Source organism: Roseixanthobacter glucoisosaccharinicivorans, assembly GCF_043195095.2.
Lineage (GTDB): Bacteria > Pseudomonadota > Alphaproteobacteria > Rhizobiales > Xanthobacteraceae > NCEH01.
Map to the genome: position 1 here is coordinate 3533980 of NZ_CM195538.1, position 17582 is coordinate 3551561.

The following is a 17582-nucleotide window of genomic DNA, read 5'->3' on the forward strand; positions in this document are numbered from 1 at the left end:
TTCGGCCGTCGAGCCCGAGGACACCATGGACCTTCGCGACCTGCGCATCTTCGTTGCGATAGCCGAGACCGGCTCCCTGGTGGCGTCCGCGAAGATTCTCCATAGCAGCCCGCCCTCCCTGAGCGCGCGGCTGAAGGATCTGGAGGGCGAATTCGGCACGCAATTGTTCGACCGCCAGGCGCGCGGACTGGCGCTGACCGACCAGGGGCGCGAATTGCTCTCGCACGCTTATGCGATCCTGAAACTCTCGGAGGACGCCAAGGCCAGCATGCTGAGCCGCGGCAGGGAGCCGGTCGGCAACGTGCGCTTCGGCGTCCCGGGCTCGCTGGTGGGCCTGCTGACGGTGCGGCTGATCGAGACCTGCCAGAAGAACCACCCGCAGGTCCGCCTGCGTGTGGTCGAAAGCATGTCCGGCTACATCGCGAGCTGGCTGCGCGAGGGTACGCTGGATGCCGCGCTGGTGTTCGGCGGCGGCGCGGCGACGGACAAGAGCGCGTCGCTCCAGCCGATCGCCGAGGAAGACCTTTACGTCAGCACCTACGACCCGCGCGTGGTCGCCCCGCACCTCACACCCGCAGGGGAAATCCGCCTGCGCGATGTCCAGCACCTTCGCCTCGTCATGCCCGGCCCTGAACACGGCCTGCGGAGCCTCCTTGAGGCCACGGCCCGCCGCCATGCCATTCCGCTCAATGTGGCGATCGAGCTTGATGCCTCGCCGCAGATCTTCGAAATGGTGCGACGCGGCCACGGCGTCACCATCGGCTCGCTGGCCGCCCGCTATGCCAGCGCCAACGCCAACGCCGCGGAAGACGTGAAGCTGCACTCCTTCCGCCTGGTCGATCCCGGCGTCACGCGCACCGTCTATCTCGCCACGCCCCTCAACCGTCCATCCTCCCGTGCCACCATGGCGGTGGCACAGACCGCCGTCGACACGCTGCTGTCGCTGGCCGACACGGAGGAATGGAAAGCCCGGCGGCTGTGTTGACGATGCCCCACGTATCAGAGCTCCAGCATCTCCCGGACATCCTGCGGCGTGGCGATCTCCCGGCCCGCCGCGCGCGCGATCTGGGCCGCGCGATGGATGACCTCCTCGTTGCGCGGACACCCCAGTTCCACGTAGGGGAAGTCGCCGATGCCAGGGGCGATGTTGCCGCCGCGGCGCGCCACCGTATCGCACAGATCCAGCAGGTTGCCGCCGACGATGTTTGCGGTCCAGTAATGGCGCGCGCGCGACGGCAGGAAGCGCAGATGCGCGTCCAGGCCGTCCACCGTACCCGGATGGCCGGTGATGAACGGCGCGTCGGTCATGTTCAGCAGGAAATAGGCCGGCTCGGCCGCAAGCCCCATGTCGATCAGCGCCTCCGCCCGGCGCATAAAGCCCACCGACCAGCAGACGAGCTTCGGCTTGATATGCGCGGCCTTGAGGCGCTCGACATAAGAGACCACCACGTCGGTCCGGTTTTTATAGACCCGGTCAGCGTGGGAGAAGGTCCTGCTGGCGGCGTCGTAGGATTCGAGATTGGCCGTGCCCGTGTCGACCGGGACGATGTCCGGCCGGGTCGCGGGATCCTTCGCCAGTTCCATCATGCAGTCCATCCGCCCGTGAGGGTCGTCGTCGCTGGCGATGAAGCCCAGCGTGGGCAGGATGAGGATGTCACACTTGGCGCGCACCTTGCGGATGACGTCGGCATTCTCCTCCACGGTGTGGCGCGGAGCCCCGTCCGGCGCGCGCGCATGGAAGTGGAGAATGGATGCGCCCGCTTCCCGGCAGCGGGCTGCAGTTTCGGCAATTTCGTCGGCGGTCCATGGCACGTGAGGATTGCGATCCCGCATGGCATATTCGTTGACGCGCGCCTCGATGATCATTTTTTGCATTTTGGGATCTCTCGAACGTCCGCAAGGGCGGGCCGCCTCCCAGCGACCTGCCCCAAGGACGCTAATGGGCCGCGCCGTCCATCGCAAATGACCTTTTCGGGCTTCATTGTGAGAAAAGCTCACAACCCATATGGTCTGCGCTCCGACCTGTCCGGTGAGGAGCAGCCATGAGCATCCCCAAAGCGTCCCTGAATGCATTGCGCGCCTTCGAGGCCACCGCACGGTTGCGCAGCATGACAGCGGCCGCCGCCGAGCTGTGCGTGACCCATGGCGCGATCAGCCGGCATGTGCGCGCGCTGGAAGAGACGTTCGGCCTCCCGCTGCTGCGGCGGGAGCACCAGTCCATGGAGACGACAGCCGAGGGCGCAAGGCTCGCGGAGGGGCTGACGACGGCCTTCAACCTGATCGACGCCAGCGTCGAGCAGCTCAATCCGGGGCCGCTCACCGTCTCCTGCTCGGCCACAATCATGATGCACTGGCTGATCCCGCGCATTGCCGGCTTCCATGCCGCGCACCCGCAGATCGAGGTCCAGTTCAACATGAATTACGACCAGGTCGACTTTGTGCGCGACAAGGTCAGCATCGCCATCCGCAACAGCGTCATTCCACCACCGCGCGACGTGCTCATCCGCGAGCTGATGACGGAATGGGTCGGCCCGGTTTGGGCGCCCAGCTATGGCGATGCGCGCAAGCTCCGGAGCCTTGAGGATCTGCGCGCGGCGCGGCTGCTTTCCACGAAGACCCGCCCGCAAGGCTGGGAAGATTGGTCGGCGCTCGTCGGGCTAACCCCCGCCATCAAGCCCAATTCGCAGGAATCCTATGAGCATTTCTATCTGCTGATCCAGGCGGCCTTGTGCGGCCTCGGCGTGGCGGTGGTGCCGGCCATGATGGTGCTGGACGAGATTCGCTCCGGCCGGCTCGTCGCGCCGTTCGGCTTCGTGCCGGGACCCCGCAAGCTGGTGCTGTGGATCGCCCCGCATCTCGGCGCGCGCCCCGACACCAAGGCCATGGCCAACTGGCTTTCCACCGAGCTGAAGAAGACAGCTGACATCTGTGCCGCCATGAGCCCGCCGCGGCTCCCGCATCCACCCGCGCGGCGCAGCACCGGCCGCCGCGCCATAGCCTCTCTGTGAGTTTTTCTCACATTACGGTTCGTAAAACTCGTTTGCCAGGCCCGTTGCCCGGTCATAACGATGAAGGGAAAGAAAAGAAGAAGATCATCGAGGAAACCCCAGGAGTTTGGCATGGTCTTTGGCACTCCCGCATGCGCTGGAGACGGCCGTGGGCAGTAAAATCCCACGCGCCGAATTTTCGGCCCGCTATCTGATCGAGAGTCCCGAGCCCTTGGAACGGGCGGCGGAGGTGATCGCCGGCGAGCAATCGAGCGGCACCTTCCTGTCGCTCGCCGGAGAGACGGCGGAGCTTAAGGAACGCTCCCGTGCCCGCGTCGCTTCCATCACGCCCCTGCCGCCGTCACCCACCCCGACCCTGCGGAGCGCTCACGCGGAGCGTCGGCGACGGGACGGACGGCCCGACGCCGGCTACAACCGGGGCGAGATCGAGATCGCGTTTCCTGTGGCCAATGTGGGCGCCAACATCCCCACCTTGCTCGCGACCATCGCCGGAAACCTGTTCGAGCTTGGGGAAATCACCGGCATCCGCCTGCTGGATATCGACCTGCCGGACCCCTATGCGCAGCAATTCCCCGGCCCGCGGTTCAGCGTTGCCGGCACGCGGGAGAAAGCGGGCGTCTACGGCCGGCCGTTGATCGGCACCATCATCAAGCCGAGCATCGGGCTCACCGCGGCCGAGACGGCAGATCTGGTGGATGTGCTCTGCGCCGCCGACATCGACTTCCTGAAGGACGACGAGCTCCTGGCAGACCCGCCCTATGCCCGCTTCGAGGATCGGCTCAAGGCGGTCATGCCGGTGATCGAGCGGCACGCCGACCGGATGGGCCGCAAGCCCATGTATGCCATCAATATCTCGGGCTCCATCGACGACATGCTGCGCCGGCACGATGCGGTGCTCGCCGCCGGCGGCACCTGCATCATGGTCAGCGCGAATTGGACCGGATTTGCCGCCGTCGAGCATTTGCGCCGGCACACGCAGCTGCCGATCCACGGCCACCGCAATGGCTGGGGCATCCTCACCCGTCATCCCTGGCTCGGCTTCGAATTCGCCGCCTTCCAGAAGCTCTGGCGCCTGACCGGTCTCGACCATCTGCATGTCAACGGGCTGCGCAACAAGTTCTGGGAACCGGACGACACGGTCATCGCCTCCGCCCAGTCCTGCCTTGCGCCATTCGGCGGGCTGGCACCCATCATGCCCATCTTCTCCTCGGGCCAGTGGGCCGGCCAAGCGGCCGATACCTACGCCCAACTCGGCAGCACAGACCTGATGCACCTGGCCGGGGGCGGCATCATCGGCCATCCCCAAGGCATCGCCGCCGGCGTCGCCAGCCTGCGCGAAGCATGGGAAGCGGCGACCTCCGGGGTCAGCCTCGCCGAATATGCCAAGTCCCATCCCGCCCTGAGCGGCGCGCTCGCCCAGTTCGGAGCCTCCGGATGACCGCACGCGCCCGTTACAGGATGGCCTTCTACGGCGATGATTTCACGGGCTCCACCGACGCCCTGGAAGTGCTCGCCTTTGCCGGCTATCGCTGTGCCCTGTTCCTGGCGCCGCCGACGCCGGAGACATTGGAGCGCTTCCCGGATCTCGACGTGGTCGGCGTCGCGGGTGACAGCCGGGCCATGTCGCCCGAGGAAATGGACCACCATCTCCCGGCGGTCTTCGACGCACTCGCCAAGCTTGGGGCACCGCTGGTTCACTACAAGGTGTGCTCCACCTTCGACAGCTCGCCGACCATCGGCAGCATCGGCAAGGTGATCGAATTATCGCGCGGCGCCTTTCCCGGCGCGCCGGTGCCGATCGTGGCGGGCACGCCGGCGCTTGGCCGCTACTGCCTGTTCGGCAATCTCTTCGCCCGCTTCGGTACGGAAGGCGAGGTCTTCCGCATTGACCGCCATCCCATCATGAGCGTGCATCCCGTCACCCCCATGGCGGAGGCGGACCTTGCCGTGCACATCGCCCGGCAGGCCCCATTGCGGATCGGGAAGGTCATTTTTCCCTCCTACGAAACCGCGCGCCCCGCCGCCGACGCCGCCCTCAGGCAGGTGCTCGAGACACAGCCGGACGCGGTTCTGTTCGACGCCGGTACCCCGCAGCATCTCACCGAAGTCGGCCGCCATCTCGAACATCAGGCGCTGGGTCCAGGCCCACTGTTCGTGGTCGGGTCATCGGGGGTCGAATATGCCCTGACCCAATGGTGGCGCGAGCGCGACGGGGCGCTCCAAGGCACTCCAGAATATGAAACTTTCGCGCCGGTCGATCGGGTGCTCGCGGTCTCGGGCAGCGCCTCGAAACTGACCGCGCTCCAGATCCAGGCGGCCATCCAGGCCGGCTTCAGCGACGTGCCCGTTGACGCCAGCGCCCTCGTGGACGACGCGCAATGGCCGGCCGCGCACACCAATATCGCCGAGCGCGCAATCGCGTTGCTGAACGAAGGGCGAAGCGTCATCTTGCACACCGCACGGGGCGCGGACGATCCGCGCATCGGCGCCATGATCAATGCCCTGACGGCGCGCGGCTTCTCGCATCATGCCGCCAAGCACACCGGCGGAAGAATTCTCGGCCAGCGCCTCGGCGAGGTCGTCCGCAGCATCCTCGCGCGCGTCCCCATCGAGCGGCTTCTGCTCTCGGGCGGCGATACGTCGAGCCAGGTCACCAAGATGCTCGGGCCGGATGCATTGGAGATTGCCGCGCGGCTTGCGCCCGGCGCGCCGCTGTGCCGGGCGCTGTCGCGATCGAACGCCATGAACGGATTGGAGATCGCCCTGAAGGGCGGCCAGATGGGAGGAGAGCATTTCTTCGAAAGGGGAAAGCTCGGCAACGCATAAACACAAAAAGGGAGGAGACGCCTATGATCTCGGGAGGTCAACGCCAACATTTCGCTTCGTTCCGCGCGACGAACATCTTCTTGCCCGGCGCATCGCATCTCGCGGCCTCGTGCTGCGTACACGTGGTATGACGGCCATGCACACCGATCAGGTCGTGGCAGCGGCGCCTACCGCGCCACCCTCCTCCGTGGCTGCCATTGCCCGCCAGACGGAGATCGTCATCGCCCGGATCCTCGAGGTTCCAGTCGCCATTCTGGTGAGCGCCGAGATCCTGATCCTGTTCTCCGGCGTCCTGGCCCGCTACGTTTTCCACCAGCCGCTGGTTTGGTCCGACGAGCTGGCGTCCATGCTCTTCCTCTGGCTGGCCATGCTCGGATCGGCGATCGCCTTCCAGCGGGGCGAGCACATGCGCATGACCGCCTTCGTGGGTGCGCTGCCGCCTGGCGGGCGGGCCTTTATCGAGGTGGTCGCGGTGTCCACCGCCTTGGCCTTCCTGCTGCTTATCCTTCCCGCTGCGTTCGACTATGCGCATGAGGAAGCGATCGTCCGCACGCCGGCCCTCGACCTGCAGAATTCCTGGCGCGCCTCGGCCATGCCGGTGGGACTCGGCCTGATGACCGTTTTCGCGATCCTGCGGCTTCTGCAATTCGCGAGCTTGCGTCTCGTGCTCGGCGCTCTGGTCGCGACCGCACTCGTCATCGGCCTGTTCTGGCTGCTCGGCCCGGTTCTGAAGCCGTTCGGCAACCTCAACCTGCTCATCTTCTTCGTCGGCGTCGTCGCGGCCTGCGTATTCGGGGGCGTGCCGATCGCGTTCGCCTTCGGGCTCGCCACATTCGGCTATCTCATACTGACGACGCGGACCCCGCCCTTGGTCATCGTCGGCCGCATCGACGAGGGGGTCAGCCATCTGATCCTTCTGGCGGTGCCGCTGTTCGTCTTCCTCGGCCAGCTGATCGAGATGACCGGCATGGCCAAGGCCATGGTGCAGTTCCTGGCCAGCATGCTCGGCCACGTGAAGGGTGGCCTGCATTATGTGCTGGTGGGGGCCATGTATCTGGTCTCCGGCATCTCCGGCTCCAAGGCCGCCGACATGGCGGCGGTTGCGCCGGTGCTGTTCCCCGAGATGAAGAAGCGGGGCGCGAAGGAAGGCGATCTCGTCGCCTTGCTCGCCGCAACCGGCGCGCAGACAGAGACCATCCCGCCAAGCATCGTCCTCATCACCATCGGCTCGGTGACCGGGGTCTCGATCGCCGCCTTGTTCACCGGCGGCCTGCTGCCCGGCGTCATTCTGGCGATCACCCTGTGCGGGCTGGTCTGGTGGCGCTATCGCGGGGAGGACCTGAGCCACGTCAAGAAGGCCACGGCCCGGGAAATCGGCCGCGCCTTCGTCGTCGCCCTGCCGGCGCTGGCGCTGCCCTTCGTGATCCGCACCGCGGTCATCGAGGGCGTGGCAACCGCCACGGAGGTGTCCACCATCGGCATCGCCTATTCCATCGTCGCCGGCTTGTTGCTCTACCGCCAGTTCAACTGGCGGCGGCTGAAGCCGATGCTGGTGGAAACCGCCAGCCTGTCGGGGGCGATCCTGCTGATCATCGGCACCGCAACCGCCATGGCGTGGAGCTTGACCCAGTCCGGCTTCTCGCACTCGCTGGCAAAGTCCATGACCGGGTTGCCGGGCGGCGCGGGCACCTTCATGGCCGTGTCCATCGTCGCCTTCATCATCCTCGGCAGCGTGCTGGAAGGCATTCCCGCCATCGTGCTGTTCGGGCCGCTGCTGTTCCCGATCGCGCAGGCCCTCGGAATCCACCAGGTGCAATATGCGATGGTGGTGGTGCTTGCCATGGGCATCGGCCTTTTCGCCCCGCCGTTCGGGGTCGGATATTACGCGGCCTGCGCCATCAGCCGCATCCATCCCAACGACGGCATGAGACCGATCGTGGGCTACATCGTGGCGATGCTGATCGGCCTCGTCATCGTCGCGCTCGTTCCATGGATTTCCATCGGCTTCCTCTGAAGTCGAAGATTAATCACCGCACGACCAACAACAAACAAAACATTCAGGGAGTAAAACCATGACCATACGTCTTTCACGCCGCACGTTCACGGCAGGGCTCGCCGCGGGCACCGCGGCGGCCACATTCGGGCTGCCCGTGCGCCGGGCTAAGGCCGCCGCAGACTTCACGCTGAAGTTCGCCTTCAATGTCGCGGAATCCCACCCCATTACGACCCGCGCCAGGGAAGCTGCTGTGCGCATCCTTGCCGAAACCAACGGCAAGGTGGACCTGCAGGTCTATCCCAATAACCAGCTTGGCGGCGATACGGATATGCTGTCGCAGGTACGCGCCGGCGGCATCGACCTGTTCCTGAATTCCGGGATCAACGTGCTCTCGACCATCGTGCCGTCGGCCTCCATCTATGGCCTCGGCTTCCTGTTCCCGGACTATGCGGCGGTCTGGAAGACCATGGACGGAGAGCTGGGCGAAGCCCTGCGCCTGCGCATCTCCAAGGCCAATCTCGTCCCCATGGACAAGATGTGGGACAACGGATTCCGCCAGATTACGTCCAGCACGAAGCCGATCGCCACGCCCGCGGATCTGAAGAACTTCAAGATTCGCGTTCCAGTCGGTGCGCTGTGGACCTCGATGTTCCAGGCCTTCGGCGCGGCGCCCACGTCCATCAATTTCAGTGAAATCTATTCCGCGCTCCAGACCAAAGTGGTCGACGGCCAGGAAAATTCGCTCGCGAATATCTACACTGCGAATATCTTCGAGGTGCAGAAATATTGCGCGATCACAAATCATATGTGGGACGCCTTCTTCTGCGTCGCCAACAAGCGCAACTGGGAAGCCTTGCCGAAGGACGCACGGGACATCGTCGCCAAGAACCTCAACATGGCGGCCATGGCCGAGCGCGAAGACATGGCGAAACTTGCCGTCTCGCTCAAGGGCACGCTCACCGAGAAGGGGCTCATTTTCAACGAGCCGGACACGGCTCCGTTCCGCGCCGCGCTGAGCGATGCCGGCTTCTACAAGGAATGGCGCGCCAAGTACGGCGATGAATTGTGGGGCATCCTCGAAAAGAGCGTCGGAAAGCTCTCCTGATCCTTTCGAATTCAGCGAACGGGGATGGGATGCCATCCCCGTGTCGCGCGGAGATTTGAGATATGCGTTTGGATGGGAAGATAGCGCTCGTGACGGGAGGCGCGCGCGGCATCGGTTTTGCGGTGGCCAAAGCCCTTGCGCGCGAAGGGGCGAAAGTGATCATCGCCGATCAGAATCTGGACGGCGCGAAGGCCGCCGCGCAAGCCATCGAGGCGGCAGGCGGGCGGTCCGGCGCGATGACGGTCGATGTCGCCGATCCGCCGTCGGTGACAGCCATGGTGCAGGATCTGGTTCAGGCGCACGGCCGGATCGATATCCTCATCAACAATGCCGGAATCGGCGGCAACACGCCGTTCCTGGAGACGTCCCTGGAGGAATGGCGCCGCATCGTCGGCATCAATCTCACCGGCGCCTTCTTCGTCGCGCAATCGGTGGCCAAGGAGATGGTGAAGAGCGGTGGCGGGAAGATCGTCAACATCGCCTCGCTCTCCGGCCAGCGCGGCGGAAACGGGCGTGCGGCCTATGGCGCCGCCAAGGCGGGGCTGGAACTGCTGACCAAGGTGATGGCTGTGGAACTCGCCCAGCACCGCATCAACGTGAACAATATCGCTCCGGGCGCCATCGAGACGGAGATGGCGAAATACGCCCATGACGCCGCCACCCGTGCCGCCTACACCTATCTGATCCCCATGAACCGGTATGGGACGCCGGAGGAGATCGCCGACGCAGCGGTGTTCCTCTCTTCGGATGAGAGCCGCTACGTGCACGGCCATACGTTGAACGTGGACGGCGGCTTCCGTGAGGCCGGGCTCATGTTCGGGCCCGACAAGACGCCGCCCGACAAGACTGCCGTTCGATAGCCGCCGCTCAGCGCCGCCCGCCCAGGAATGTATCCACGAACCAGCGGTCCAGCGTCATGGGCTCGTCCTGCTGCTGCGGGGGCGGGCCCTGCTGGGGGATCTGGCCGACCACGGCGGGGGGCGCCTCGTCGGGCACCGCCCCCGGAGGCAGCGGCAGCCCGAAGCCGGGCGAGCGGGCGCCGCCGGGCAGTTCGGTGATCGGCACGCCCTGGTGCGCCACCTTCATGTAGCGGCTCCAGATTTCCGCCGGCAGGTTCGCGCCCGACGCCTTCTTGGTGGGCGAGGAATCATCGTTGCCCAGCCACACGGCGGTGACGAAGCGCGCGGTATAGCCAACGAACCAGGCGTCGCGATAATCCTGCGAGGTGCCGGTCTTGCCGGCCGCGTCCCAGCCGGGAAGCTCGGCGCGCCGGCCGGTGCCGGAGATCAGCGTCTCCTCCATCATGTGGTTCATCATGGAGACATATTCCGGCGCCACCACCCGGCCCGGCCCGGAGGTGGTGCGGGCATAGAGCACCTTGCCGTCGGCGCCCTTCACGCTGTCGATCACATAGGGAATGACGCCGATGCCGCCATTGGCGAACGGCGTATAGGCAGCGGCGAGTTCCAGCACCGAGACTTCCGACGTGCCGAGCGCAATGGAGGGATTCGGATCGAGCGGAGAGGCAATACCGAGGCGCTTGGCGGTGGCAACGATGGCTTTTGGCCCCACCTCCAGCGCGAGCCGCACCGACACGGTGTTCAGCGACAAGGCGAGCGCGGTCTGGAGCGTCACCGGCCCGCGATATTCGTGGCTGGCATTTTCCGGCCGCCAGCCCTTGAGCTGGATCGGCGCATCCTCGCGCACCGTATCGGGCGTGAGCCCCCGCTCCAGGGCCGTGAGATAGACGAAGGGCTTGAAGGAAGAGCCCGGCTGGCGGCGGGCGGTCACCGCGCGATTATATTGGCTGTCCTCATAGGAGCGCCCGCCCACCAGCGCCTTCACCGCCCCGTCGGTATCGAGCGAAACCAGCGCGCCCTGGCCGACGCCGTATTTCGCGCCCGACTTTGCCAGCGTATCGCTCACCGCCGCCTGGGCGACCGATTGCAGGTTCGCGTCGATGGTGGTGCGCACCGTCACGTCGCCGGACAATTCGCCCACGTAGGAATCCATCTGCTCCATCACCCAATCGGCCACATAGCCGATGGATTCGGGGCCCGTGGGCTTGGCCACCGTCGCCGGGCGCGCGAGCGCGATCTTGGCCATGTCGGGGCTGATCAGTCCCTGCTCGCGCATGGAAACGAGAACCAGGGCGGCACGATCCTGCGCGGCCTTCAGATTGCGTGTCGGCGCAAGGCGCGAGGGCGCGTTGACGATGCCGGCCAGCATGGCGGCCTCCGAGAGCGTCACATTGCGCGCGGACTTGCCGAAATAGCGCTGGGCCGCCGCCTCCACCCCATAGGCGCCGGAGCCGAAATAGACCCGGTTCATATAGAGGTCGAGAATCTCGGCCTTGGAGAATTTCTTCTCCAGCCACAGCGCCAGCACCACCTCCTGGATCTTGCGGGAGAAGGTGCGCTCCTGGGTGAGGAACAGGTTCTTGGCGAGTTGTTGCGTCAGCGTCGAGCCGCCCTGGCGCACCCGCCCCGAGGTGAGATTGGTGAACATCGCGCGGGCAAGGCCCATCACGTCGATGCCCCAATGGTCATAGAAGCGCCGGTCCTCGATGGCGATGAAGGCCTTTGGCAGATAGGCGGGCAGTTCCTTCAAGGGCACCGCGGCGCCGCCCATGTCGCCGCGCGTGGCGAGCGGCTTGCCATCCGCCGCCTGGATCATGACGGTGGGCGGGCGCTTCGGCACCATGAGGGTCTGCATGGACGGCAGCTTGGAGGCCTCGTAGGCGACCACGCCGGCCACGGCAAGCAGCGCCCACAAGCCGAGAATCAGGCCCCATTTGATGAGGCCGAACAGCGAGAAGAAGCCGCGCCGGCGCTTGCGCGGCTTGGCTCGCGCACTGGCCCGGCGCGCGGGCTCGGCGGCGCGTTCATGGCGGCTTTCGCCGCGGACGACTGCGGCGCGGGACGGGCGACGGGCGACGGCGCTGTCCTCCTCGAGCTCTTCCTCACCGGCCTCAAAACCTGGGGCAAAGCCCGGCTCTGTGCGCCCGCGAGTCTTGCGGTTTCCCGGCGCGCCGCGCGGCTTTTCCTCATGGGGAATGCCGCCGGGCCGGTCGGTCGCGTCGAGACGAATGTCGAACAGGCTCTCCGGGCGCTCCAACAGAGGCTCCCGCCGTTCCCCTTCGCCTTTGCCTCTCCACGCCATGAATGTTCCGTCCGCCGCTCTCTGAGCAGACCTAAACGACCTTCGATTGCGGCCATTTAAGGGGCGGTTAATGGCAGGGGCGAAAAACCTCCGCCCTTATCCCCGCAGCGCGCCGTGACGGCGCCGCGCGATTGCGATAAAGCGGAAAGCTCGGCTCGATTTTGGGCCGCAAGAATTCAGGCCATCCGGTATCTGGCATGAGCACACTCCGCATTCCCAAGGGTCATCGCACCATCGGCGAACCGTTCCTGGGCCGCCTCATGAAGGCCGAGGTCCTCGACATCGCCAAGGCCCATGCGGGGCGCGAGGTGGACCTTCGCCGCGCAGTGGTGGCCCGGCTGAAGCAGGCGCTGTCTGAAGGGAATGTGGAGGCCGAGCGCCTGCTGATGGAGGACGGTTGCGGGCGCTGCTGCTCGGTGCGCCTCTCCTCGCTTCAGGACGCCATCATCGCCGCCGTTCACGAAGTGGCGACCACAGTGCTCTATCCCATCGACAATCCCTCGCGCGCCGAGCGCATGGCGGTAGTGGCGGTGGGCGGCTATGGGCGCGGCATGCTGGCGCCGGGCTCGGACACCGACATCCTGTTCGTTCTGCCCTATAAGCAGACCGCCTGGGGCGAGAGCGTCGCCGAAGCGATGCTCTACATGCTGTGGGACCTCGGCCTGAAGGTGGGCCACGCCACCCGTTCGGTGGAAGAATGCCTGCGCCAGGCGCGTGCCGACATCACCATCCGCACCTCGATCCTGGAGGCGCGCTTCCTGGTGGGCGACAAGGCCCTGTTCGAGGATCTGGAAACCCGCTTCGACAAGGAAGTGGTGGAAGGCACCGCCACCGAATTCGTCACCGCCAAGATGGCCGAGCGCGAGGAGCGCCTGCGCAAGGCGGGCCAGTCGCGCTATCTGGTCGAGCCCAATGTGAAGGACGGCAAGGGCGGCCTGCGCGACCTGCACACGCTGTTCTGGATCGCCAAATACGTCTACCGCGTGCGCTCCACCGGCGAACTCGTCTCCAAGGGCGTGTTCACCCGCGATGAGGCGCGCCTGTTCACCCGCTGCGAGGATTTCCTCTGGTCGGTGCGCTGCCACCTGCATTTTCTCACCGGCCGGCCGGAGGAGCGCCTCTCCTTCGACCTGCAGCGCGAGATGGCCCAGCGCCTCGGCTATACCGAGCATCCCGGCCAGCGCGACGTCGAGCGCTTCATGAAGCATTATTTCCTGGTGGCGAAGGACGTGGGCGATCTCACCGCCATCCTTTCCGCCGGGCTTGAGGCGCGGCACGAAAAGCCGGTGCCCGGCCTCAAGGGCATGGTGGATCGCCTGCGCAGCGGCACCAAGCGCACGAAGCTGAAGGAGAGTGCCGACTTCGTCATCGACACCGAGCGCCTCAACGTCGCGGACGACCAGGTGTTCGTGCGTGACGGCGTGAACTTCCTGCGCATGTTCCACATCGCCGACAAGCGCAACCTCGCGCTCCATCCCGATGCCATGCGCCTGGCCGCAAGCTCCCTGTCGCTGATCGACCAGAAGCTGCGCGAAAATCCGGAGGCGAACCGCCTGTTCCTGGAGATCATCTGCTCCAAGAACACGCCGGAAACCGTGCTGCGGCGGATGAACGAGGTGGGTGTGCTGGGCCGCTTCCTGCCGGAGTTCGGCAAGGTCGTGGCGATGATGCAGTTCAACATGTACCACCATTATACGGTGGACGAGCATTTGCTGCGCTGCATCGGCATTCTCTCGGAGATCGAGCGCAACACCAATCCCGAGAACGCGCTCGCCAACGAGCTGATGCTGACCCTGAAGCCCCAGCGCCACCTGCTCTATGTGGCGCTGCTGCTGCACGACATCGCCAAGGGCCGGCCCGAGGACCATTCCATCGCCGGCGCCCGCGTGGCGCGGCGCGTGTGCCCGCGACTCGGCCTCAGCGCCGCCGAGACGGAAACCGTCTCCTGGCTGGTGGAGCAGCATCTGGTCATGTCCACGGTCGCCCAGTCGCGCGACCTCTCCGACCGGCGGACCATCGAGAATTTCGCCGCCGTGGTGCAGAATCTCGACCGCATGAAGCTGCTCACCATCCTCACCACGGCGGATATCCGCGCGGTGGGTCCGGGCACCTGGAATGGCTGGAAGGCGCAGCTTCTGCGCACGCTCTATTATGAAACCGAGCCCATGCTCACCGGCGGGTTCTCGGAGGTGGATCGCGGCAAGCGCGTGAAGGTGGCCCAGGCCCAGCTACGCCACGCCCTGAGCGACTGGAGCGAGGAAGATGTGAACGCCTATTCGGCGCGCCATTACCCCTCCTATTGGCTGCGCACCGACCTGGACACCAAGGTGCGGCACGCGCGCTTCATCACCGAAATGGAAGCCGCCGGGCAGACCCTCACCACCCATGCGGATGTGGAGCCGGCCCGCGGCATCACCGAGCTGACGGTGCTCGCGCCCGACCATCCCAAGCTCCTGTCGGTGATCGCCGGGGCCTGCGCTGCGGCGGGCGCGAACATCGTGGATGCGCAGATCTCCACCACCACCGACGGGCTGGCGCTGGACACCATCGCCATCCGTCGCGCCTTCGACCGCGACGAGGACGAGGAACGCCGCGCCCAGCGCATCCGCGTCTCCATCGAAAAGGCGCTGACGGGGGAAGTGCGCCTGCCGGAAGTGATGGCCCGCAAGCTGCCCAAGGCGCGCCGCACCTTCTCGGTGGAGCCGGAGGTGACGGTGAACAATGCCTGGTCGAACCGGCACACGGTGGTGGAGGTCTCCGGCCTCGACCGGCCCGGCCTGCTGTTCGAGCTGACCAACACCTTGTCGCGCCTCAACCTCAACATCGCCTCGGCCCATGTGGCGACCTTCGGCGAGCGGGCGGTGGACGTGTTCTATGTCACCGACCTGATGGGCGCGAAGATCACGGGTGCGGCCCGCCAGTCGGCAATCCGGCGCGCGCTGATCACGGTGTTCGAAGGTTCGTTCGACGAGGAAGAGCCGCCCCGCCGCGCCATCCCCGCCTGAGGCTGCGGTCGGGTCCGCTCACGAAAGCCAAGGCGCCGCGCAAACCTCCATACCCCCTCTCCCCGCCGGGGAGAGGACTGGAGTGAGGGGGCCGGCGAACGTCTTCTTCTGCGACGCGGCCCTCACCCGTCCGCTGCGCGGCCGACCTCTCCCCGTGGGGGAGAGGTGAAGGACCCGAACCCCTCGGGCCGGAGAGAGAGTCGTAGAGAGGTGATGTGCCCTCATAGAGAGAGGCGCAAGCGCCGCGCAAACCTCCGTACCCCCTCTCCCCGCCGGGGAGAGGGTTGGGGTGAGGGGGTGGCGAACGTCTTCTTCTGCGATGCGCCCCTCACCCGTCCGCTACGCGGCCGACCTCTCCCCGTGGGGGAGAGGTGAAGGACCCGAACCCCTCGGGCCGGGGAGAGAGTCGTAGAGAGGTAATGTGCCCTCATAGAGAGAGGCGCCGGCGCCGCGCAAACCTCCGTACCCCCTCTCCCCGCCGGGGAGAGGGTTGGGGTGAGGGGCCGGCGAACGTCTTCTTCTGCGACGCGGCCCTCACCCGTCCGCTGCGCGGCCGACCTCTCCCCATGGGGGAGAGGTGAATCGCCCCCTGGGTCGGGACGAGGGGGCGGATGAGAGGTTCGTCAAAACAGATCGGCCGGGACAAGCCCGGCCGATGGAACGCGCTTTCGCAAAAGGTTGGGTCCGATCAGCCGCCGGCGATGGGCAGCGGGATCGGCGCGGCACCCGCCATGGCCCGCAGGGGGCGCTCGGCGACGGTGGTGTTGACCCGCGGCAAATCGAGACGGGACCACACGTCGTTCAGGGCTTCCGCCAATTGGGCGATCAGCTTGTCGTCGTGATGGGGGGTCGCGGTGATGCGCAGGCGCTCCGTTCCGCGCGGAACGGTCGGATAATTGATCGGCTGGATATAGATGCCGTGCTCGGCCAGGAGCACGTCGCTCGCCGCCTTGCAGGCCTTCGCGTCGCCGACCATCAGCGGGATGATGTGCGTGGGCGTATCCATTTGCGGCAGGCCGGCGGCGGCAAGGGCCGCCTTCACCTTGGCGACCTGCGCCCGCTGCCCGTCGCGCTCCGCCTGGGAGACCTTGAGGTGGCGGATGGAAGCGGTGGCCGCCGCGGCGACCGCCGGGGGAAGCGCGGTGGTGAAGATGAAGCCGGGGGCGTAGGAGCGCACCGCATCCATCACCACGCGCTTGCCGGTGAGATAGCCGCCGACGACGCCGAAGGCCTTGCCCAGCGTGCCCTCGATCACGTCCACCCGGTGCATGACGCCATCGCGCTCCGCGACACCGGCGCCGCGCGGGCCGTACATGCCAACCGCGTGCACTTCGTCGAGATAGGTCATGGCGCCATAGCGCTCCGCGAGATCGCAGATGGCCGCAATGGGGGCGATGTCGCCGTCCATGGAATAGACGCTCTCGAACACGATCAGCTTCGGCCGATCGCCCGCCGCCTGGAGCAGCTCTTCGAGATGGGCGAGGTCGTTGTGGCGGAAGATGGCCTTTTGCCGGCCACCGCGCCGCACGCCCTCGATCATGGAATTGTGATTCAACTCGTCCGAGATCACCACGCAATCGGGGATCAGCTTGACGATGGTGGAGATGCCGGTCTCGTTCGAGATATAGCCGGAGGTGAACACGAGGCCCGCGTCCTTGCCGTGCAGGTCGGCAAGCTCGCGCTCCAGCTGGACGATCTCGTGGCTGTTGCCGGAGATGTTGCGCGTGCCGCCGGCACCGGCGCCGCGTCTCGACGCCGATTCGCGCATCGCCTCGATCACCACCGGATGGCAGCCCATGCCGAGATAATCGTTGGAGCACCACACCACGATCTCGCGCGGACCGCCGGGCGAATGCCAGGTGGCACGTGGGAATCGATCCGCCTTGCGCTCGATCTCGGCGAAGGTCCGATAGCGGCGCTCGCGACGCAGGGCGTCGACAGCGACGCTAAAGAATTGATCGTAGTCCATGGAAAACCCAGTCAAGGGGTGCAACACAGGGCGAAGCTCACCCGCGAACGCGAATTCGTCTAATCTTAGATCGTCACATTGCTCCCTCCCTTGACCTCGATCAAGGGGTGTGCCTGACGCGCGGCGATCCAACGCATTTTATGCATTCATTTTGGCAGCTTCGCTCGCGATCCCGTGAACACAGAGGGTCGCGGGCTCGCATGCTGCAAACCGTTGGCGCGGAAACACTCAGTCGCCTAATAAATGCGGCCCAAATTGGATCAAAAATCATCAAAATGCCGCTTGCGAAGGCGGCCGAATTCTCATAAATCCACCCCTGCCCAATTTCGCACGTGCCTGTGGTTGCGTGCCGATCGGCGGAAGTCCGGACAAGAGGCCGGAAAGCTGCCAGGACGATCGGTAGCCGGAGGGAACCGGCCCACCCTGCTCTCAGCAGGGGACGTGACTTGAAGCAACGACGTAAGGGCTTTTTTGGTCTCGGTCGGCCCTCCAAAGGTCGGCGTTACTGAAG

General features: G+C 65.9%; 11 protein-coding genes. 8 read left to right on the forward strand and 3 right to left on the reverse strand.

Annotation, left to right across the window (positions count from 1 at the left end):
- Window positions 1–25 precede the first annotated feature (25 nt).
- A complete protein-coding gene (locus tag V5F78_RS16400) occupies window positions 26–985 on the forward strand; it encodes a LysR family transcriptional regulator (RefSeq protein ID WP_394067164.1) in 960 nt (319 codons plus the stop codon).
- Between the two features lie 14 nt (window positions 986–999).
- On the opposite strand, the gene V5F78_RS16405 is transcribed toward V5F78_RS16400, so the two are convergent.
- A complete protein-coding gene (locus V5F78_RS16405) occupies window positions 1000–1875 on the reverse strand; it encodes a beta-keto acid cleavage family enzyme (protein WP_394067165.1) in 876 nt (291 codons plus the stop codon).
- Window positions 1876–2042: 167 nt separating this feature from the next.
- Here V5F78_RS16405 and V5F78_RS16410 point away from each other — a divergent pair, with 167 nt between their 5' ends.
- The 6 genes from V5F78_RS16410 to V5F78_RS16435 all read left to right on the forward strand — a co-directional run bounded on the left by V5F78_RS16410 (window position 2043) and on the right by V5F78_RS16435 (window position 9795).
- Complete coding sequence (locus tag V5F78_RS16410; RefSeq protein WP_394067166.1) at window positions 2043–3008, forward strand: LysR substrate-binding domain-containing protein; 966 nt, start codon at window positions 2043–2045, stop codon at window positions 3006–3008.
- A 148-nt stretch (window positions 3009–3156) separates the two neighbouring features.
- A complete protein-coding gene (locus V5F78_RS16415) occupies window positions 3157–4446 on the forward strand; it encodes a ribulose-bisphosphate carboxylase large subunit family protein (protein ID WP_394067168.1) in 1290 nt (429 codons plus the stop codon).
- Window positions 4443–5834 carry a four-carbon acid sugar kinase family protein gene (locus tag V5F78_RS16420; RefSeq protein ID WP_394067170.1) on the forward strand — a complete coding sequence of 464 codons (1392 nt, stop codon included), beginning with the start codon at window positions 4443–4445 and terminating at the stop codon, window positions 5832–5834. Before V5F78_RS16415 ends, V5F78_RS16420 begins: the two co-directional genes overlap by 4 nt.
- A gap of 127 nt (window positions 5835–5961) precedes the next feature.
- Window positions 5962–7848 carry a TRAP transporter large permease gene (locus V5F78_RS16425; RefSeq protein WP_394067172.1) on the forward strand — a complete coding sequence of 629 codons (1887 nt, stop codon included), beginning with the start codon at window positions 5962–5964 and terminating at the stop codon, window positions 7846–7848.
- Between the two features lie 64 nt (window positions 7849–7912).
- Window positions 7913–8935, forward strand: a complete 1023-nt coding sequence (locus V5F78_RS16430; RefSeq protein WP_394067839.1) for a TRAP transporter substrate-binding protein — start codon at window positions 7913–7915, stop codon at window positions 8933–8935.
- Window positions 8936–8997: 62 nt separating this feature from the next.
- Entirely contained in the window at window positions 8998–9795 is a 798-nt protein-coding gene (locus tag V5F78_RS16435; RefSeq protein ID WP_394067174.1) for an SDR family NAD(P)-dependent oxidoreductase, read from the forward strand.
- Window positions 9796–9802: 7 nt separating this feature from the next.
- On the opposite strand, the gene V5F78_RS16440 is transcribed toward V5F78_RS16435, so the two are convergent.
- On the reverse strand, window positions 9803–12097 hold the full coding sequence (locus V5F78_RS16440; RefSeq protein WP_394067176.1) for a transglycosylase domain-containing protein: 2295 nt from the start codon (window positions 12095–12097) through the stop codon (window positions 9803–9805).
- A gap of 197 nt (window positions 12098–12294) precedes the next feature.
- Here V5F78_RS16440 and V5F78_RS16445 point away from each other — a divergent pair, with 197 nt between their 5' ends.
- On the forward strand, window positions 12295–15102 hold the full coding sequence (locus tag V5F78_RS16445) for a [protein-PII] uridylyltransferase (protein ID WP_394067178.1): 2808 nt from the start codon (window positions 12295–12297) through the stop codon (window positions 15100–15102).
- Between the two features lie 688 nt (window positions 15103–15790).
- Here V5F78_RS16445 and hemA read toward each other — a convergent pair.
- Window positions 15791–17071 (reverse strand): 5-aminolevulinate synthase, encoded by a 1281-nt coding sequence (gene hemA / locus V5F78_RS16450; RefSeq protein ID WP_394067180.1) that lies wholly within the window; start codon window positions 17069–17071, stop codon window positions 15791–15793.
- Between the last annotated feature and the right edge of the window lie 511 nt (window positions 17072–17582).